At 62.9% G+C, this 19,735-nt stretch carries 17 protein-coding genes; 9 read left to right on the forward strand and 8 right to left on the reverse strand.

Features of this window, described 5'->3' with window-relative positions; translation table 11 throughout:
* Positions 1-57 precede the first annotated feature (57 nt).
* The gene (gene accA / locus SR908_RS10420; RefSeq protein WP_246922489.1) at positions 58-1,011 is read left to right on the forward strand and encodes an acetyl-CoA carboxylase carboxyl transferase subunit alpha; all 954 of its coding nucleotides are present in this window, start codon (positions 58-60) and stop codon (positions 1,009-1,011) included.
* Positions 995-2,308 carry a tRNA lysidine(34) synthetase TilS gene (gene tilS, locus SR908_RS10425; RefSeq protein ID WP_246922486.1) on the forward strand — a complete coding sequence of 438 codons (1,314 nt, stop codon included), beginning with the start codon at positions 995-997 and terminating at the stop codon, positions 2,306-2,308. Before accA ends, tilS begins: the two co-directional genes overlap by 17 nt.
* Here the strand turns inward: tilS and ppx are convergent.
* Positions 2,298-3,797, reverse strand: coding sequence for an exopolyphosphatase (ppx, locus tag SR908_RS10430; RefSeq protein WP_246922483.1), 1,500 nt, complete (start codon positions 3,795-3,797; stop codon positions 2,298-2,300). The genes tilS and ppx overlap by 11 nt on opposite strands.
* A gap of 119 nt (positions 3,798-3,916) precedes the next feature.
* Here ppx and SR908_RS10435 point away from each other — a divergent pair, with 119 nt between their 5' ends.
* From SR908_RS10435 to SR908_RS10465, 7 genes are all read left to right on the forward strand, one after another.
* Positions 3,917-4,249, forward strand: a complete 333-nt coding sequence (locus SR908_RS10435; protein WP_179703083.1) for a thioredoxin family protein — start codon at positions 3,917-3,919, stop codon at positions 4,247-4,249.
* A gap of 431 nt (positions 4,250-4,680) precedes the next feature.
* On the forward strand, positions 4,681-5,940 hold the full coding sequence (rho, locus tag SR908_RS10440; protein ID WP_097023470.1) for a transcription termination factor Rho: 1,260 nt from the start codon (positions 4,681-4,683) through the stop codon (positions 5,938-5,940).
* Between the two features lie 188 nt (positions 5,941-6,128).
* Positions 6,129-7,649: a 4-hydroxy-3-polyprenylbenzoate decarboxylase gene (ubiD, locus tag SR908_RS10445; RefSeq protein ID WP_246922480.1), complete on the forward strand. Its 1,521-nt coding sequence runs from the start codon at positions 6,129-6,131 to the stop codon at positions 7,647-7,649.
* Positions 7,646-8,455 (forward strand): NAD(P)H-flavin reductase, encoded by an 810-nt coding sequence (locus SR908_RS10450; RefSeq protein ID WP_246922477.1) that lies wholly within the window; start codon positions 7,646-7,648, stop codon positions 8,453-8,455. Before ubiD ends, SR908_RS10450 begins: the two co-directional genes overlap by 4 nt.
* The gene (gene folM / locus SR908_RS10455; RefSeq protein WP_097023473.1) at positions 8,452-9,165 is read left to right on the forward strand and encodes a dihydromonapterin reductase; all 714 of its coding nucleotides are present in this window, start codon (positions 8,452-8,454) and stop codon (positions 9,163-9,165) included. The genes SR908_RS10450 and folM overlap by 4 nt, the downstream gene beginning before the upstream one ends.
* A 508-nt stretch (positions 9,166-9,673) precedes the next feature.
* Positions 9,674-10,744, forward strand: coding sequence for a 3-deoxy-7-phosphoheptulonate synthase (locus SR908_RS10460; RefSeq protein WP_246922474.1), 1,071 nt, complete (start codon positions 9,674-9,676; stop codon positions 10,742-10,744).
* 99 nt (positions 10,745-10,843) lie between these two features.
* The gene (locus SR908_RS10465; RefSeq protein ID WP_246922471.1) at positions 10,844-12,994 is read left to right on the forward strand and encodes a PhoX family protein; all 2,151 of its coding nucleotides are present in this window, start codon (positions 10,844-10,846) and stop codon (positions 12,992-12,994) included.
* A gap of 161 nt (positions 12,995-13,155) precedes the next feature.
* Here SR908_RS10465 and ppk1 read toward each other — a convergent pair whose 3' ends face one another.
* The 7 genes from ppk1 to SR908_RS10500 form a co-directional block, all read right to left on the reverse strand.
* A complete protein-coding gene (ppk1, locus tag SR908_RS10470; RefSeq protein WP_246922468.1) occupies positions 13,156-15,357 on the reverse strand; it encodes a polyphosphate kinase 1 in 2,202 nt (733 codons plus the stop codon).
* Positions 15,358-15,531: 174 nt separating this feature from the next.
* Positions 15,532-16,311 carry a twin-arginine translocase subunit TatC gene (tatC, locus tag SR908_RS10475; RefSeq protein WP_097023477.1) on the reverse strand — a complete coding sequence of 260 codons (780 nt, stop codon included), beginning with the start codon at positions 16,309-16,311 and terminating at the stop codon, positions 15,532-15,534.
* Complete coding sequence (gene tatB / locus SR908_RS10480; protein ID WP_097023478.1) at positions 16,308-16,730, reverse strand: Sec-independent protein translocase protein TatB; 423 nt, start codon at positions 16,728-16,730, stop codon at positions 16,308-16,310. Before tatB ends, tatC begins: the two co-directional genes overlap by 4 nt.
* Before the next feature lie 6 nt (positions 16,731-16,736).
* Complete coding sequence (gene tatA / locus SR908_RS10485) at positions 16,737-17,012, reverse strand: Sec-independent protein translocase subunit TatA (protein ID WP_097023479.1); 276 nt, start codon at positions 17,010-17,012, stop codon at positions 16,737-16,739.
* 37 nt (positions 17,013-17,049) lie between these two features.
* On the reverse strand, positions 17,050-17,388 hold the full coding sequence (locus tag SR908_RS10490) for a phosphoribosyl-ATP diphosphatase (protein ID WP_246922465.1): 339 nt from the start codon (positions 17,386-17,388) through the stop codon (positions 17,050-17,052).
* A gap of 71 nt (positions 17,389-17,459) precedes the next feature.
* Positions 17,460-19,082: a ubiquinone biosynthesis regulatory protein kinase UbiB gene (gene ubiB / locus SR908_RS10495; protein ID WP_246922463.1), complete on the reverse strand. Its 1,623-nt coding sequence runs from the start codon at positions 19,080-19,082 to the stop codon at positions 17,460-17,462.
* On the reverse strand, positions 19,079-19,729 hold the full coding sequence (locus SR908_RS10500) for a ubiquinone biosynthesis accessory factor UbiJ (RefSeq protein ID WP_246922460.1): 651 nt from the start codon (positions 19,727-19,729) through the stop codon (positions 19,079-19,081). The genes ubiB and SR908_RS10500 overlap by 4 nt, the downstream gene beginning before the upstream one ends.
* Between the last annotated feature and the right edge of the window lie 6 nt (positions 19,730-19,735).

Below are 19,735 nucleotides of genomic sequence, written 5' to 3' on the forward strand. Positions count from 1 at the left end.
TCGCGCGACATCGGACGTGCGGCCCCGGGCTGCCCAAGACCACAAAGTAGACGTTCTATGAATCCCAACTACCTGGACTTTGAACAGCCGATCGCCGAGCTGGAAGCCAAGATTGATGAGCTACGCCTGGTCGGTAACGACAGCCGTATCAGCTTGAGCGACGAAATCGGCAAGCTTGAAGAAAAGAATCGCAAGCTCACCGAATCGATTTTTCGCGATCTTAGCGCCTGGCAGGTATCGCAGCTCTCGCGTCATCCTCAGCGTCCTTACACGCTGGATTACCTCGACACTCTGTTCGAGGACTTCGATGAGCTGCATGGCGATCGTCACTTCGCCGATGACGCCGCCATCGTGGGCGGCGTGGCACGCCTCGACGACAAACCGGTGATGATCATCGGTCATCAGAAGGGGCGTGACGTCAAAGAGAAGGTGCGGCGCAACTTCGGTATGCCGCGCCCGGAAGGCTATCGCAAGGCGTGCCGGCTGATGGAAATGGCCGAGCGCTTCAAGATGCCGGTATTGACCTTCATCGACACTCCCGGCGCCTATCCCGGGATCGATGCCGAGGAGCGTGGCCAGAGCGAGGCCATCGCCTACAATCTGGCGGTCATGTCGCGCCTCAAGACGCCGATCATTTCCACCGTCGTGGGCGAGGGTGGCTCCGGCGGGGCGCTGGCGATCGGTGTCTGCGACGAGCTGCAGATGCTGCAGTATTCGACCTATGCGGTGATCTCTCCGGAAGGCTGCGCCTCGATTCTGTGGAAGAGCGCCGAAAAGGCCTCCGAGGCAGCGCAGGCGATGGGTATTACCGCCGAGCGTCTCAAGGAGCTCGGCTTCGTCGATACCTTGATCAAGGAGCCGTTGGGGGGCGCGCACCGCAACCCGCAGAAGATGGCTGACAGCATCAAGGACGCCCTCGGCGCCAGCCTCGAGCGCATGGAAGCCATGGAGACGGATGATCTGCTGTCGCGTCGCTATGAGCGTCTGATGAGCTATGGCGCACCCCAATAACGCGCGGCCGACCCCTGAAGCCCTTGTCGACGACGCCCTGGCGATGACCTCGCCGGGGCGTCGTGTTTGGGTGGCGCTGTCGGGCGGCCTGGATTCCTCCTTGATGCTGACGCTGGCGGTGGCCGCTTGCCGTCGTCATCCACGGCCACTTTATGCATTACACGTCAATCACGGCCTGCAGGATGCCGCTGCCGCGTTCGAAGACCATGCGCGATGGTTGTGCGGGCGTCTCGGGGTGCCATTGTTCATAGAGCGTGCCACGGTGGAGCGCGGCGCACGGGGCCTCGAGGCCCACGCCCGCGACGCCCGCCTGGCGGCGTTCGCCCGACGTGTCGCACCGGGAGACACCCTGCTGCTGGCGCAGCATGCTGACGATCAGGCCGAATGCCTGTTGCTGGCGAGCTTGCGCGGTAGTGGTTTACGCGGCATGGCCGGCATGCCTGAGAGCCGTGAGTGGCAGGGACGCTTCATGGTCCGGCCATGGCTATCCGTGACGCGGGTGACGCTGGAGCGCGAGGCCGAGAAACGTGGCCTGCGTTGGATCGACGACCCGAGCAACGCCGACCAAGGCTTCGATCGCAATTATCTACGCCATACGGTCATGCCAGCGCTGGCGGCGCGCTGGCCGGGTGCGGCGACATCGTTCGCGCGCACCGCCGAGCAACTGGGCGAGAGCGATGCGCTGTTGGAGGAGTTGGCCGAAGAAACCTTGCAGGCGCTGGGAGGCGAGGCGGCCTGCTTGTCGGTCGCTAGCCTCGTGGCGCTATCCCGGCCCCGGCAGCGTCTGCTGGTGCGACATGCCTGCCGGCAACTCTCTCTGCCCACGCCGCCGCGCGCGCGCCTCGAAAGCTTGCTCGATCAATTACAGGCCCGCGGTGATGCGCAGGTCCGCCTCGCTTGGCCAGGGGGAGAGGCCAGGCGCTGGCGAGGATATCTCTATCTGTTGGCGCCGCTCGAGCCTATCGACGTCGACTGGGAGGCCGAGTGGGATGGCTGCGCCCCCCTGGAAACGCCGCTGGGTCCGGTGGCGTGGCAACTGATTCCCGACCCACCGCGTCGTGTCCGTCTTACGCTGAGTAGGCGTCGGGGCGGCGAGACGCTGCGTGTGTCGGGACGCGGTCGGCGCGACGTCAAACGGCTCTTGCAGGAGGCCGGAGTACCGCCCTGGCAACGCGAGCGTGTGTGGCTGGCCTGGGAGGGCGAGACCCTGGTCGGGGTGCTGGGCATCGCCGCAGCCGAAGGCTGGCGGCTGCGGGCGATGCCTGCTCTTGCTAGCGACGCGTCGGTCAGGTGCTGATCTCGAGTCGAAAACCGGCATTGCGTTGATAACGTGCTTCCTGATCAAGATCGGCCATCAACAGCGGTTGGTCGCTGGCCTGGTCGAGATACACGTATAGGGTCTCGCCATCGGCCTGGAGGCGTACGTCGAGGACGGGCGCCTCGGGGCGCGAATGATTGAGTGCCACCGCCAGGCGCAGAAGTCGCGCCAGTCGTGCATAGGTCGATCGCGAGGCGGATGGGAGGGCATCGAGCTCCTTGCCGGGGAACTTGCGTCGATGGGCACGCACCAGAAAGGCTAGGGCTTGTTGCTCGGGACGCGAAAAGCCGGCCAGGTCGGAGTTTTCCAGCAGATAGGCGCCGTGGCGGTGAAACTGGCTGTGCGAGATCGCCAGGCCGATTTCGTGCAGCTCGGCGGCCCAGGCGAGAAACTGGCGCTGCTCCTGGCTCAGGGGCCACACGTCGGCGACATGCGCGCAGAGGTGTTCGGCGGTGGTGCGTACGTTGCTGGCCTGACGCATGTCGACATCAAAGCGTCGGCGCAGCGTGAGTAGCGCCGACGCGCGGGAATCCTCGGCGGTATTGCGGCCGAGGAGATCGTAGAGCACACCATCGCGCAGGGCGCCGTCGGAGTAGCGCATGCGCTCTAGCTCGAAAGCCTCGAAGATGGCGCACAGAATCGCCACGCCTGCCGGGAATACCCGTGCCCTGTCGCTCTTGAGTCCGTCCATGGCGACTTTGTCGAGCTTCTTGCACTTCAACAGACGATTGCGCAGGTTCTTTAGCCCTTGGCGCGTGATCATGCCTTCCGGGCCGTCGCCATAGGCGGCCTGTACGGCGGCGATGGCTTTAATGGTGCCGCTGGACCCCACCGGGTCCTGCCAGCCTAGTTCTTGGTAGGGGCGACGAATGTTGGCGAGCTCGGAAAGTGCGGCGAGCTCAGCTGCGCGAAAGGCCTTCTCGCTGATGTCGCCATTGGCGAAGAAGCGTTGCGTATAGGCCACGCAGCCCATGTGCAGGCTTTCCAGTGCCAGCGGTTCGAAGCGCTCGCCGATGATGAGTTCGGTGGAGCCGCCGCCGATGTCGACGATGAGTCGGCGTCCGTGCACTTCGGCCAACGCATGCGCGGCGCCAAGGTAAATCAGACGCGCCTCCTCGCGGCCGGCGATGATCTCGATAGAGTGGCCGATCAGCGCCTCGGCTCGGTCGATCAGCGTCTGGCGGTTGTGTGCCGCGCGCAGTGCATTGGTGCCGACGATGCGCACGTCACTGGCGTCGAGGTCGCTCAAATAGGGAGCGAAACGCTCCAGGCAAGCGAGGGCGCGCTCCATGGCCGCTTCGTCGAGAATATCGTCGTCGTCGAGACCAGCGGCCAGTTGTACCTTCTCGCCCTGCTTGGCGACCACTTGCAGGTCACCGCCGACTTGATTGGCCACCAGCAGGTGGAAGCTGTTCGAGCCCAGATCGATGGCGGCGAGACGCCGGGGCGCCGGGTGGCGACTGCTCATGCGAGAATCCTTTTCACAGAAGTAGGGCAAGGTTGCGGGGGCGCTCGAGGCTTGTCAATTGTTGCTATGCAGCGTCCAATGGGGAACGATAAATTGGCCGAATGTTCAGGAGACGGCGTATGTCCGAACAGCTTTTCGAGGTGACGGACGACACGTTCGAGGATCGCGTGCTGGAAGCAGCGACGCCCACCCTGGTAGCCTTCATGGCGTCCTGGTGTGGTCCCTGCGTCGCATTGCGCCCGCGTTTATCCACCCTGGCCAGCGCGCGCGAGACGACGTTGCAGGTCGCGCTGTGTGATGTCGACCTCAATACAGCCGTGGCCCACAAGTACGGTGTGCGCGGCATGCCGACTTTGGCGCTGTTTACCGATGCGGGGTTGGATACGACGCGAGTGGGGGCGTTGTCCACTGCGCAACTGGAGACATGGCTCGATCACCAGCTCGCGAATTGAGGTCGTGCCATGGAGATGGTCAAGCCCCGTTAAGACACGACGTTGCGCCCCGACATTACGCATGAGCAAAGTGGGCTTGCGTTTGGCTGGCGCCTTGACTACCATCGAGTAGTTCGCCTGTTCCGAATGCTTCCTGACCGTTCACGCGGCATTGCCGTCGCGGTCCTCCAAGTCGTCAGATCGCCCCAAGTATTCTTGTCTCGCCAAGCCTCCCGATCAGGAGCTGGGCATGGCGCCAGGCGACGCGAACCGAATCTCTCAATACCGTTTTTCGCCAATCCCTCGCGCGGCGATGCCTTGAGGCATGAATGCGATGAGTGGAACGGATTTCCTGGGGCCCTCTGAACGCACCGCGCGGCGCACAACCGCCTCCTGTCTTTTGTCCGGCAATCCCATTGCCTCGCCGACACGAGCAATCTCTGACGAAACCGATGAATCTTACCGAACTCAAGCAAAAAACCGTTCCCGAACTGCTGGATATTGCCCGGGAAATGGGCATCGACAATCTGGCACGTTCGCGTAAACAAGACATCATCTTCGCCATTCTCAAGAAGCATGCGAAAAGTGGTGAAGACATTTATGGCGATGGTGTGCTGGAAATCCTGCAGGATGGCTTCGGCTTTCTTCGCAGTGCCGACAGCTCCTATCTGGCCGGCCCCGATGACATCTATGTCTCGCCGTCGCAGATCCGTCGCTTCAACCTGCGCAAGGGCGATAGCATCGCCGGCAAGATTCGGCCGCCGAAGGAAGGGGAGCGTTATTTCGCGCTGCTCAAGGTCAGCCAGATCAACTTCGACCGGCCCGAAAACGCCAAGCACAAGATTCTGTTCGAGAACCTGACGCCGCTGTTCCCTCAGGAACGCATGGTGATGGAGGTCGGCAATGGCTCGACGGAGGATCTGACCTCGCGGGTAATCGATCTTACGTCGCCCATCGGCAAGGGCCAGCGTGGTCTGCTTGTGTCGCCACCCAAGGCGGGCAAGACGCTGATGTTGCAGAACATCGCGACGTCGATCACGCGCAACAATCCTGAATGTCATCTGATCGTGCTGCTGATCGATGAACGTCCCGAAGAGGTCACCGAGATGTCGCGCACTGTGCGTGGCGAAGTGGTGGCTTCGACCTTCGACGAGCCGCCCGCGCGCCACGTCCAGGTCGCCGAGATGGTCATCGAGAAGGCCAAGCGCCTGGTCGAGCACAAGAGGGATGTGGTCATCCTGCTCGATTCCATCACCCGCTTGGCGCGTGCCTACAACACTGTGGTGCCGTCCTCGGGCAAGGTCTTGACCGGCGGGGTCGATGCCCACGCGTTGGAGAAGCCCAAGCGTTTCTTCGGCGCGGCGCGCAACATCGAGGAAGGTGGCAGCCTCACCATCATCGCCACGGCGCTGGTCGATACCGGCTCCAAGATGGATGAAGTCATCTTCGAAGAGTTCAAGGGTACCGGCAACATGGAGGCGCACCTCGACCGCAAGCTGGCCGAGAAGCGGGTCTATCCGGCGCTCAATATCCGTCGCAGTGGTACGCGCCGCGAGGACCTCATCGCCTCCGAGGAAGAGATGCAGCGCATGTGGATTCTGCGCAAGCTACTCAATCCCATGGATGATATCGCGGCGACGGAGTTCTTGCTCGATCGCTTGAAGGATACCAAGACTAATCTGGAATTCTTCGAGGCCATGAAGCGTAGATAACATCGGCCTGCGCTCAACGCTTGATAATATGCTGAGGCGAGTGGCGCCCAGGGATGGAGTCATAGCGCCTCCGGAAGGCCTGTCTCGGCTGACGCGTGCAAGATATCGCCGGGCTGAAGGCCGATGGGCGGTCAATGAAAGGGCGGCATGTTATGCTGCCCTTTTCGCGTTCTGGCACGGAAAACCACATGAAGTATCGGGACTTGCGCGATTTCATCGCGGCGCTGGAGGAACGTGGCGAGCTCCAGCGAATCACGGCGGAGGTCGATCCCTACCTGGAGATCACCGAGATTTGTGATCGCACGCTGCGTGCGGGCGGGCCGGCGCTCTTGTTCGAGAACGTCAAGGGCCACGACATGCCTTTGCTGGGCAATCTCTTCGGGACGCCGGAGCGTGTCGCGCTGGGCATGGGCCAGGATTCGATCGCTGCACTGCGCGAGGTAGGCGAACTGCTGGCGTTTCTCAAGGAGCCGGAGCCCCCCAAGGGCTTCCGCGATGCCTGGGAAAAGCTGCCGATCTTCAAGCAGGTGATGAGCATGGGGCCCAAGACGCTGCGCAAGGCGCCATGCCAGGAAGTGATCCGCGAAGGTGACGATGTCGATCTCGACCAGCTGCCGATCCAGCATTGCTGGCCGGGCGATGTGGCACCGCTGGTGACCTGGTCTTTGGTGGTGACCAAGGGGCCCCACAAGGAGCGCCAGAATCTGGGCATCTATCGCCAGCAGAAATTGGGCAAGAACCGCCTGATCATGCGCTGGCTGTCGCATCGCGGTGGAGCGCTGGATTTCCAGGAATGGCAGCAAGCGCATCCTGGCGAGCCGTTCCCGGTGGCGGTGGCGCTGGGCGCCGACCCGGCGACCATCCTCGGCGCCGTGACGCCAGTGCCAGACAGTCTTTCCGAATACGCCTTCGCCGGTTTGCTGCGCGGTTCGCGCACCGAACTGGTCAAGTGCGGCCATGCCGATCTCGAAGTGCCGGCTTCCAGCGAAATCGTTCTCGAGGGTTACCTTTACCCCGACGATACGGCGCCGGAAGGCCCTTATGGCGATCACACCGGCTACTACAACGAGGTCGAAACCTTCCCGGTTTTTACCGTGGAACGCATCACCCACCGCCGCGATCCGATCTATCATTCCACCTATACGGGGCGGCCACCGGACGAGCCCGCCATTCTGGGGTTGGCGCTCAACGAAGTGTTCGTGCCGATCCTGCGCAAGCAATTCCCCGAGATCGTCGATTTCTACCTGCCGCCGGAGGGTTGTTCCTACCGCATGGCGGTGGTGACTATGAAAAAGCAGTACCCGGGCCACGCCAAGCGCGTGATGATGGGCGTCTGGAGCTTCTTGCGCCAGTTCATGTACACCAAGTTCGTGATCGTGCTCGATAACGATGTCGACGCGCGCAATTGGGAAGACGTGATCTGGGCGATCACCACGCGCATGGATCCGGCGCGCGATACGGTCATGGTCGAGAATACGCCCATCGACTATCTCGATTTTGCCTCGCCGGTGGCGGGTCTGGGATCGAAGATGGGATTCGATGCCACCACCAAATGGTCGGGCGAAACCGACCGCGAGTGGGGCACGCCCATCGTCATGGACGATGCCGTCAAAAGGCGTGTCGACGCGCGCTGGGAGGAATACGGCATCACTACGCCGCCACCGGCCCCCCGCCATTCGCCCCAGAGCGACGAACGAGGACACGAATGACGCCTAAGACGCTGACCTGCCATGTCGAATCGGTCGAGGACCTGACGGCCGACGTATTTCGCGTCCATCTGGCGGGACGCCGCGAGGCCATTGCGCATAGCCCCGGCCAGTATCTGGAACTCAAGCTCGACGAGGAGACCTGGGTGCCGTTCTCCATCGCCAACGCGCATGTCGACGACGGCATCATCGAGTTACACGTCCAGCATTGGCCGGAACGCAGCAACTCGGCACGCCTGCGTGAGATCCTGGTGCAGGCCGCTCAGTTGACGGTGCGCCTGCCCAATGGCGGCTGCGTGCTGGATACTCACAGTCGGCGGCCGCTGACGCTGATTGCGGCGGGCACGGGCTTCGCTCAGATGAAGGCCATCGTCGAAGCGGCCCTGGCCAACGAGCACCCGGGCCCGATTCGGCTTTGGTGGGCGGTCAAGAATCCGCGGGATCTGTATCTGGAAAGCCTGGCGCTGCAATGGGTCGCCGAGCATACGCATGTCGAGATGCACACCGTCAGCGAGGAGAGCGATCCCGGCCTGAGCACGCCACCGGGCGTGACGCGCCATGTCGGGCGTATCGACGCGGTTCTCGCCGAGGCGCTGAGTGATGTTTCCGGTGAGGATGTCTATCTCTCCGGTTCACCGGGCATGGTCTACGCCTGCATTGACACGCTGGCCCCGCTGGGGCTCGATCCTGAGCGGGTATTCTCGGATGTCTTTGCCTATGCGCCGCGCGTGCCATTGATTCCGTTGCCTGACGATCCCGAGAGCGCACCGCTGGCGCCCGGCGAGCGCCGTGCGGAGGATGACGCATGAGCCAATCGCCGATTCTCGTCACCGGTGGCGCCCAGCGCTTGGGCCGCCATTGCGTCGAGCGCCTGCTCGACGACGGCCAGCCGGTGATCATAAGCTACCGTCGCGAGCGGGAGTCTCTGGAGGCGTTGCGTCGGCGTGGGGCGGTGACCCTGGCGGCGGACTTTTCCAGCGAGGCAGGCATTCACGATTTCCTCGCACGCCTCAAGGCGCAGACCTCGTCGTTGCGTGCCATCGTCCATAATGCCAGCGACTGGGCACCGGACAGCCTTGACGACGATGCCGGCGCCAATTTCGAGCGCCTGTTTCGTGTGCATATGCAGGCCCCGTACCTGATCAACCTGCACGCCCGCGAACTGCTCGATGCCTGCCAGGAACCGCAGCGCGACATCATCCACATGACCGACTATGTCAGCCAGAAGGGCTCACGCAAGCACGCCGCCTATGCGGCGACCAAAGCGGGGCTGGACAATCTGACCTTGTCGTTTGCCGCTATGTACGCGCCGAGTATCCAGGTCAACGCCATCGCGCCGGCCTTGGTCATGCTCAATGACGATGACGACGAGGCTTATGTCGAGAAGGCCAAGGCCAAGTCGTTGATGGCCAAGGTGCCGGGGCCGGGCGTCATCTATCAAACACTGCGTTACCTGCTCGACAACGATTTCGTGACGGGTGCGATATTGCCCGTTGACGGTGGTCGTCACCTGCGATGAGCGATAGCCCCACCGTGGGCTTGTCAAATGGCGACAGCCGTGTAGGATGAGAGCATGTTTTGGAGTCAACCCATGTCGATAGCCTCAGTCACCGCAAGCATGCATTCCCTGCCGATTCGGTCAGCGGAGGACGTCGTGCGTGCGTTCTTTGGCTTTAGCTATTGGTATTGGTTTAGCCCCGGCGTGCCCGGCGGTAGGGTCACATGACCTGACACGCCGCGAGGCACGCCCAACCCCGGGTTGCCTCCTGCGTCTTAGAACCCCCGGTCGGCAACCCGACCGGGGGTTCTTGCGTTTAATCCACCCAACATTGATGAACGACACGGGAGCGAAACATGATCGAGTTCGGCGGCACATGGCAAGGCAAGGGCGCACTATATTATTGGCGATTTAGCGACGAACGGTCGGCCCCAGTTGCCACCTCCGACCGTGACACGCTGGGTGGCGTCCGCCGAACACGAAGTTCCGCTGTCCGCCCGTGACGGACAGCCCAGCCAAGAGACTCGACATGAACGCACCCTTGACGATGCCCCAACACCCCGACGCCACCGCGTCGCCCTCGCACCACCCATTGCCCACGCCGGGTGAGCTCAAGCAGCGCATACCGCTGGACCCGGCCCTCGAAGCCCGCATCGCGCAACAGCGCGACGCCGTCCAGGCGGTCCTCGACGGACGGGATGATCGCCTTCTGGTGGTCGTCGGCCCTTGCTCGATCCATGACCCGCAGGCGGCATTGGCGTATGCCGAGAAGCTCAGCGAGCTTGCCGCGCGTCTCGACGATCGCCTGCTGATGGTGATGCGCGTCTACATCGAGAAGCCGCGTACCACCGTGGGCTGGAAAGGCCTGGCCTACGATCCCCATCTGGATGGCAGCGACGACATGGCACATGGTCTGGAAGTGTCGCGGCGCCTGATGCGCGACATCGCCGCCCTGGGCATGCCCGTGGCCACCGAGTTGCTGCATCCGATGACGGCACCTTACCTCGAGGATCTGCTCAGTTGGGTCGCCATCGGCGCACGTACCACCGAATCCCAGGTGCATCGCGAACTGGCCAGTGGCCTGCAGGCCGCGGTGGGATTCAAGAACGGCACCGATGGCAGCGTCGACGTGGCCATCGCCGCGATGCAGTCGGCCGCGCATCCACATCGTCATTTCGCCATCGACGATGCCGGGCGTCCGGCGATGCGCGAGACCCGGGGCAATCCGCATACCCATGTCGTGCTGCGTGGCGGTCACGGCAAGCCGAACTACGATGCGGCTTCGGTGCGCGCCTGTCGGCTGGATCTGCAGGCGGCCGGTATCACGCCGCGTTTGATGGTCGATTGCAGCCATGCCAATTCGCGCAAGGATCACCGCCGCCAGACCGAGGTCATGCTGGATGTGCTCGAACAGCGCTTGGCCGGCAATCACGACGTGATCGGCGTCATGCTCGAAAGCTATTTGCACGAGGGCAAGCAGCCGCTCAAGCCGGGCGCGTTGCGCTATGGCGTCTCCGTCACCGATGCCTGCCTGGGTTGGGAAGGCACCGAGCACCTGCTGACATTGGCGTCCGAGCGGTTGCGTGACGCATGTGTCTGAGCGGCGCTTCATGGCACTGTCATATCGGCGGTTCAGGATATGACCTCACAGCATGTTCCGACACGACGGAGTGTCGGTCGAACGCCGTGAGGAGAGACCATGAGCAAGCAAATCGAGACCCAACAAAACTTCAACTGCAGCGATAACGAACCGTTCTCGTCGGTATTAGCGCGCCATGTTTCTCGGCGTGACATCATGCGGGGAGGCCTGAGTCTGGCCGCTCTGGGCATGTTGGGCGGCATCGGCGGGCTCAACCTCGCCAATGCCCAGGAAAGCGGGAGCGGCAAGACGCCGCTGGCTCTGGCGTTCGAGTCGCTGCGCGGCTCGCGCACCGATGCCGTGGTGGTGCCCGAGGGCTATACCGCTCAGGTCCTGGTCCCCTGGGGAACGCCGCTGAACGGCGCGGCGGCGGAGTGGAAGCACGACATGCGCATGACCGCCGAGGCGCAGGCCGAGCGCGTGGGCATGCATCACGATGGCATGCATGCCTTTGCGCTCGATGCGGACAATGCCTCGCGGGATTTCCTGCTCGCCCTCAACAACGAATACATCGATCAGGCGGCATTGTGGGCGCCGCAGGGCGGGCCGACGAATGCCGACAGCGGCCGGCGGCCGGCCGATGAGGTGCGCACCGAGATCAACGCGCACGGGATCACCCTGGTCAGGGTACGCAAGGACGCCGAGGGGCGCTGGACGCATGTGCCGGACGATGCCCGCAACCGGCGCTTCACCAGTGCCACGCCGATGGAGCTGGCGGGCCCCGTGGCCGGCAGCGATTACGTCAGGACGCGTTATTCCCCGGAAGGCACGCATACACGCGGCACCAACAACAACTGTGCCAACGGGTATACTCCATGGGGCACCTACCTGACCTGCGAGGAAAACTGGCCGGAGGTGTTCGTCAATACCGGCGAGCGCCACGCCGACGATGCGCGTCTGGGGCTGCCCACCGAGCGCGGGCGCTACGGCTGGGAGACCGCGGCCGGCAGCGAGGGCGAGCGCGACGACGAGTTCGCGCGATTCGATGTCACCCCGCGTGGCAACGGGCCGCGGAACGACTATCGCAACGAGACGCGCACCTTCGGCTATATCGTGGAGATCGATCCGTACGATGGCCAGTCCCGCGCCGTGAAGCGCACCGCGCTGGGACGCTTTCGCCACGAGGGCTGCTGGCCGGGCAAGCTGGTCGCCGGCGAGCCGGTCGTCTTCTATTCCGGGCATGACGCCCGCAACGAGTACATCTACAAGTTCGTGTCCGACGCCAAGTGGGACCCGGCGGATGCCAACCGCCCCGGCGAGGCATATGACCGTCTCGCGCTGGGCGCCAAGTACATGGACGAGGGAACGCTTTACGTGGCGCGTTTCGATGCCGATGGCGGCGGGGAATGGCTGGCGCTCGAGCCGGACACGCGCGTGGCGGACGGTCGCACGCTGGCTGCGGCCTTGTCGCTGGCGGAAGGCGATCGCGCAGGCGTCATCGTACATACCTGCGATGCCGCCGACCTGCTCGGCGCGACACCGATGGATCGCCCTGAGTGGGGCACCGTCGACCCGAGCTCCGGCGAGGTCTACATGACGTTGACCAACAATTCCCGGCGCACCGAGGCCGATTCGGCACCGACCTTCACCAATGAAGGCGACGCCATCGAGGCGGCAGGCGTGGGTTATGCCACGGCCCCTGCCAATGCCGCCAACCCGCGCGCCGACAACGAGGCGGGGCAGGTGATCCGCTGGCGGGAGCGGGGTGACGACGCCACCCGTTTCGACTGGGAGGTGTTCGTGTTCGGCGCCGCCGCAGACGATGCCGACAACCTGTCGGGGCTGACCGAGCGCAACCAGTTCGCCAGCCCCGATGGCCTGTGGTACGACGATCGCGGTGACGGCCAGGGCATTCTGTGGATCGAGACCGACAACGGTTATGACGGTGTCGCCGAGCAGACCAACGACCAGGTGCTGGCGGTCGTGCCGGGTGCCTTATCACATGCTAGCGGTCAGGCCTCGGTGGTGGGGGCCGGCAATCAGCAGCAACTCAAGCGGTTCGCGGTCGGGCCCAATGACTGCGAGGTGACAGGAATCTTCGCTACGCCCGACAAGACCGCACTGTTCATCAACATTCAGCACCCCGGCAATTGGCCGGCGGACGCCGATGCTGCGACACAGGATGCCACGCATGTCACCTCCGGCAGCGTGCGCCCGCGGGCGGCCACGGTGGTGATCCAGAAAGCCGATGGTGGCCAGATCGGGGTATAACTGAAAGCTGGAAGAGCGCCGCTACGCGGCTGGAAGCTGGAAGAAAAGGCGCCTCCGTAGCTTGAACTTGCTACGGAGGCGATTTGGTTTAGGCTGCCTTCGAGCTTCGAGCTTCGAGCTTCGAGCTTCGAGCTTCGAGCTTCGAGCTTCGAGCTTCGAGCTCAGGGTTTGACGGCGTAGGCGTAGAGCAAGGTTTCCTGGGCGCTGATCGGTTCGGCGTCGCCGGCATCGAGGAGGCGGTAGCGGCCGTCGGTCTGTAATTCCCAACTCTGACAGTTGTCCACCAAGTAGGTGGCCAGATCCTTGCGTACGCGCTGGGCGAGTTTCTTGTCGAGTAGCGGGAAGCAGGTCTCCACACGGCGGAACATGTTGCGCTCCATAAAGTCCGCGCTGGAACACCAGGTTTCGGGTTTACCGCCATTGTGGAAGTGGAATACGCGGGTATGTTCCAGGAAGCGGCCGATGATCGAACGCACCCGGATATTGTCGGAAATCCCTTCGACCCCGGGGCGCAGGCAGCACATGCCACGGATGATCAGGTCGCATTGCACTCCGGCGCGCGAAGCACGATACAGCGCGCGGATCAGCTGGGGCTCGGTCAACGAATTGCACTTGATGATCAGTTGCGCCTTGTGGCCCTTTTCCGCATAGCGTGCTTCGCGGTCGATCATCGACACCAGACGGTCGTGTAGCACGAATGGCGCGTGCAAGAGCGTATCGATCTGACGCGGTTTGCCCATCCCCGAGAGCTGTTGGAAGACCTTGTGAACGTCTTCGCAAAGCGTTTCATTGGCGGTGAGCAGACTGTAGTCGGTGTATAGTTTGGCGGTCTTGGAGTGATAGTTACCGGTGCCTAGATGCGCGTAGTAACGCAACGCGCCGCGTTCACGGCGGACCACGTGGAGCATCTTGGCATGCGTCTTGTAGGCCATGACGCCGTAGATGACGATGGCGCCGGCTTCCTGGAGACGCGAAGCCAGCGCGAGGTTGTCGGCCTCATCGAAACGCGCCCGCAGCTCGATGACCACGGTGACTTCCTTGCCGTTTCGTGCGGCATCGACCAGGGCGCTGACGATGGGCGAGTCGGCACCGGTTCGGTACAGGGTCTGCTTGATCGCCAGCACGTCCGGATCGCTGGCGGCTTCCTGAAGCCAGTCCTCGATCAGGGAAAACGACTGGAAGGGGTGGTGCAGCAGGATGTCGTTCTGGGCGATCTGTGAGAACAGACTGACATCGCTCTTGACCTGACGTGGCAAGCCTGGCGTGGAGGCGCGATACAACAGGTCGGGGCGGTCGACGTCGCTGAGTACCGACATGAGCCGGGTCAGATTGACCGGGCCGGAGACGCGGTAGAGATCCGCCGCCTCGAGTTCGAACTGGGTGAGCAGGAAGCTCGCCAGCCGGTCGGGGCAATTATCGGCCACCTCGAGGCGCACGCCGCTACCGTAGCGTCGTGCCAGAAGCTCGCCGCGCAAGGCCGAGGCCAAGTCCGAGACGTCCTCGGGGTCGACGGCGAGATCGGCGTTGCGCGTCAGGCGGAACTGGTAGCAACCGTGCACCTGCATGCCGGGAAACACTTCCTGAGCGTGGGCGTGGATCATCGACGACAGGAACACGTATTCGGTATAACCGGTTTCGCTCAGTGCTTCGGGCAAGCGCATCAAGCGTGGCAGCGAGCGTGGCGCTGGCAGGATGGCAAGCCCTCCTTCACGACCGAAGGCATCGGTGCCTTCGAGCTCGACGATGAAGTTCAAGCTCTTGTTGACCAGGCGTGGAAACGGATGCGAAGGGTCGAGGCCGATGGGGCTGATCACCGGCATGATCTCCTCGGCGAAATACTCGCGTACCCAGTCGGCCTGGGCCTCGGACCACTGCGTGCGGCGACGGAAGCGCAGTCCCTGCTCCTCGAGTGCGGGGATCAGCGTCTCGTTGAGGATGCGGTATTGCCGCTCGACCTGCTCGTGGGCGATGCGCGAGATTTCGGTCAGTACCTGGCGTGGTGGCATACCATCGGCGCCGCTTTCCTCGCGGGCCAGGGCGATCTGATGCTTGAGGCCGGCCACGCGAATCTCGAAGAACTCGTCCAGATTCGAGGAGAAGATCAGCAGGAACATCAGCCGATTGAGCAGTGGATGCGAGGTATCCAGGGATTGCTCGAGCACGCGGATATTGAACTGCAGGTGCGAGAGCTCGCGGTTGAAGTACAGTGCCGGATCGTCAAGTTCGGCCTCTGGAAACGGCGCGGGTTTAGCATGAATACCCGTGCGCGTGCGGTTGACGCGAAGAGGTAGTGTTTCACCGGATTCCTGAGAGGTTGCATTGTCGCTACCGAGCGGAACATCGGAAGAGCGCGTGTCGTCCATCATGAGCTCCCTGTCGTCGCTGGTGACCAACCGCTGCCCGGCAGCCTGACATCCCTCTGTGACAATAATGTGACAGCGATGACCGGACAGTATGTTCAGTATACGCACGAAACAGAGAGTGACGCGTATCAACTCGCGGTGAGGACGGGCCAAACGTGACCCGTTTGTCGGAGATCAGCTTTCGTGGGGCGTCTCGTCCTCGGCGTCGTGCCGGCGGCGCGGCACCAGGCGGCCGAAGAGAATACCGACCTCGAACAGTAGCCACATGGGGATGGCGAGCAAGCTTTGGGAGACCACGTCCGGTGGCGTCATCATCATGCCGACAACGAAGCAGCCGACGAGCACATAAGGGCGCTTCTTGCCGAGACTCTCGACACTGGTCGCGCCGGTCCAGATCAGCAGGAAAGTGGCGATGGGAATTTCGAAGGCCGCACCAAAGGCGAAGAACAGCTTGAGCACGAAGTTGAGATACTGATTGATATCGGTCATTACCGTGACGTTCTCCGGCCCGGTGTGGACGAAAAAGTCGAACAGCAGGGGAAAGACCGCGAAATAGGCGAAGGCCACGCCACCGTAGAACAAGAAGATACTAGAGGCGAGCAGTGGAAATGCCAAACTCTTCTCGTGCCGGTAGAGGCCCGGTGCGATGAATGCCCAGGCCTGGTAGAGCACGAAGGGAACGGCGATGAACAAGGCCGTGAACAGCGTCAACTTGAAGGGCGCCAGGAAAGGTGATGCCACTTCAGTGGCGATCATCTGTGAGCCTTCAGGCAATAGCGCCATCAGCGGGTCAGCGACGAAGCTGTAGATGTCGTTGGAGAAAGCGTAAAGCGCCGCGAAGATAACGACGATCACCGCCACCGCCTTGACCAGCCGCGAGCGCAGCTCGATCAGGTGTTCGATCAAGGGTGTCTGGGCGTGCTCCTCCGGTTCGCGAGGCGATGTATCGCTCATGGGGTGTTGGAATCCTTGGCGGATGAGGCTGCCGGGTCCTCGGGCGTTTCCCGTGAGGTGGTGGTTGGCCGAGGCGTTGCCTGCGCATCATCGGCGGGTTGGGACGTTGCCGACGTCGTATGCGACCGAGGTTGTTCGGCACCGGCCTGGGCAGGCGGTTTATCGCCATGTCGCTCGACCCCGTCACGGACCTTGTGCAGACCGGCGTCGAGCTTGCGTTGCTGCTCATTGAGTTTCTGGCGCAGATCCTCGGCTTCCAACTGAGCGTTGATTTCGCGCTGCATGCCGGACACCGTGCGTTTGATCTTGCCCACCCATAACCCCACGGTGCGGGCGGCCGTAGGCAGCCGTTCGGGGCCCAGCACGAGCAGGCCCACGATGCCAATGAGCATTAGCTCAAGAAAGCCCATATCGAACATGGCGGCTTATTTCCGTTCGGGCTTTTCGTCAGCCTCGGACGACTGCTGCGCTTTCGACGACGTGTCGAGCGTTTCGTCGTTGGCGTCATGGGCGACGCGTTGCTGATTGGCGTCTTCGCCGTCTTGCTTCTTGTCCTGTTCTTCTTCGCCGACCGCACTCTTGAAGCCTTTCACGGCGCCACCCAGGTCGCTGCCGAGATTGCGCAGCTTCTTGGTGCCGAAGATCAGAATGACGATGCCGAGAACGATCAGCAGCTGCCAGATACTGATTCCACCTAACATGGAAGATCTCCTTCATGCTCGGATATGGCCGAGCCGATTAGGGTGATTGTCGTGCCGCCTTCTCGTCCAGGCCGGAGACGCCAAAGCGGCGGGCCAGCTCGTCCAACACGGCTTGGTGGTCGATGTCCAGATGCGAAAGCATCACCAGGCTATGAAACCACAGGTCGGCCGTTTCGGCGACCACTGCCTGACGTGTCGCATCGTCGCCATGCTCGGCATCCTTGGCGGCCAGCAGGGTCTCGGTGGCTTCCTCGCCGACCTTTTCCAGAATCTTGTTGAGTCCCTTGGCGTGGAGCTTGGCAACATAGGAGCTATCCGGGTCGGCGTGGCGACGCGCGGCCAAGACATCCGCTAACTGGTCAAGCGTATCACTCATGATATGACGATCCCGTTATCGTATGGCGATGGGTGGATGATAAGCAAGATGGCGCGTGGCGTGAGGGCACGTCAACGCCACGCGATCAGTAACAGACCGAGCGTGGCGGCGACCAGCACCGGCCAGGGTTGGCTGTGCGCCCATTCCCAGAGGGGTTGCCAGGCCAGTGCCACGGCGATCAGCAAGGCACCGAAACGCAGACGCCGCGCGCGCGCCCCGGCACCGCGCAAGCGCCGCTGGAAGGCATTGAGCGCCTCGGTTTGCTGGCGCTGCTGGCGGTGGCTGTCTTCGCTGCGGGCCAGTGCCTGATGCGCCAGTACCGGTAGTTCGGGCAATTGCCGCGAAAGTTCCGGGGCGTGCTTGGTCAGAGCGTCCCAGAAGCCGCGTGGCCCGGCTCGCTCCTTCATCCACTGCTCTAGGTAAGGCTTGGCTGTGCTCCACAAGTCCAGGTCCGGGTACAGCTGGCGACCCAGCCCTTCGATGTTGAGTAGCGTTTTCTGCAACAACACCAGTTGTGGTTGGACTTCCATGTTGAAGCGGCGCGCGGTCTGGAACAGCCCCAGCAGCACCTGGCCGAAGGAAATGTCCTTGAGCGGTTTCTCGAGGATCGGCTCGCATACTGCGCGAATGGCGGCGGCGAACTCGTTGGCGCGAGTGTCCTCGCCGACCCAGCCCGATTCGATGTGCAATACGGCGACTTCGTAGTAGTCCTGGCGGAAGAAGGCGAGCAGGTTGCGGGCCAGGTAATCCTGGTCCTCGCGGGTCAGACTGCCGACGATCCCGCAATCGATGGCGATGTACTGCGGGTCGTGCGGATTGTCGGCGGATACGAAGATATTGCCGGGATGCATGTCGGCATGGAAGAAATTATCGCGAAACACCTGGGTGAAGAAGATCTCCACACCGCGCTCGGCGAGTCGGCGCAAGTCGATGCCGGCCGCTTGCAGGGCCTCCATGTCGGCCACCGGAATGCCATGGATACGTTCCTGGACCATCACCTGCTTGCGTGTCAGCGACCAGTGAATTGCTGGCACGTAAAGGAGCGGCGAATCGCGGAAGTTACGCTTGAGCTGCGAGGTGTTGGCTGCTTCCTTGTGCAGATCCAGTTCATCGAACAACGTGGATTCGTAGTCGGCCACGACCTCGACGGGGCGTAGTCGCTTGGCTTCGGGGACACGTTTGAGCAGGCGCGCGAAGGTATACAGCAGGCCAATGTCCTTGCGCATCACGCCATCGATGTTGGGACGGATGATCTTGACCACCACATCTTCGCCGCTGTGCAAGCGTGCGCCGTGGACCTGAGCGATGGAGGCCGAGGCGAGTGGCTCGCGGGTAAATTCGGCGAAGGCGGCATCGATGTCCATGCCGAGCTCTTCCTCGACCAGCGCGCGGGCCTGCTCGCCGGGAAACGGCGGCACCTGATCCTGTAGACGCTTGAGCTCGTCAGCGATATCCGGCGGTAGCAGGTCACGGCGGGTGGAGAGCATCTGGCCGAACTTGACGAAGATCGGACCCAAGGCTTCGAGTGCCAGGCGTAGGCGCTTGCCTCGGGTGTGCGGGCCGGTGGGCAGCAAGCGAAGTGGCGAGAGCTTCATCGCCACGCGCAGTAGGCCCGGGAGGCGCTCTGCAGGAATCAGGGTGTCGAGGCGGAAACGCGCGACTACCCAGGCGATACGAAACAGCCGCAAACTCACGACGTATGCTCCTCCTGTCGGCGACGTTCGATCTCGCGAACCAGCCGGTCAAGGCGTGCCTCGAGTCGGTCGGTGGCCAGGCTCAGTTGCGTCAGGTGCTCGCGGGCGATGTCCCATTGCGTGCGGCTGGGCAGTAGCCTTGCTTCCTCGGTCAGGTATTCATGCACGTCGCGTCGCAACTCGCCGCGCGTGCGTAGGCCGAAGCGGTTCAGGCGTCGCAAGCCTTGCGACAGGCTATGCGCGGGCATGTCACCTAGCCAGTGCGCCAGTTCGGCTTCCCAGTCGATCTCCAGATCGCTGAGCAACTGACTGGCGCGTTCCAGTACATGGGTGCGGCCACGCACCGATAGCCGTCCGGCGAACATCAGCGCCTCGACACGTTCGCCACCCAGCAGCGCGCCCAGCGTCTCGGCGTCCAGTTCGACGACCACATCGCTATCGGCCTCGTCGGGGTCGTGCTGGGCGAGCAGAGTGATGCCGTGGGTGTCGAAATGCACCAACGCCGCCAGTGCCGGGCGTTCCAGACGCAGCGATATGCGCTGTCCGGCGAGCTGCGACAATCGCGAGGGCGAGGCGGGGTCGTGTGCAAGAAGCCCGTTGACCAACGTTTCAGCGCTGGCCAGCAGGGTAGTGAACATCACCGGCATGACGGC

Source organism: Chromohalobacter canadensis, from assembly GCF_034479555.1.
Lineage (GTDB): Bacteria > Pseudomonadota > Gammaproteobacteria > Pseudomonadales > Halomonadaceae > Chromohalobacter > Chromohalobacter canadensis.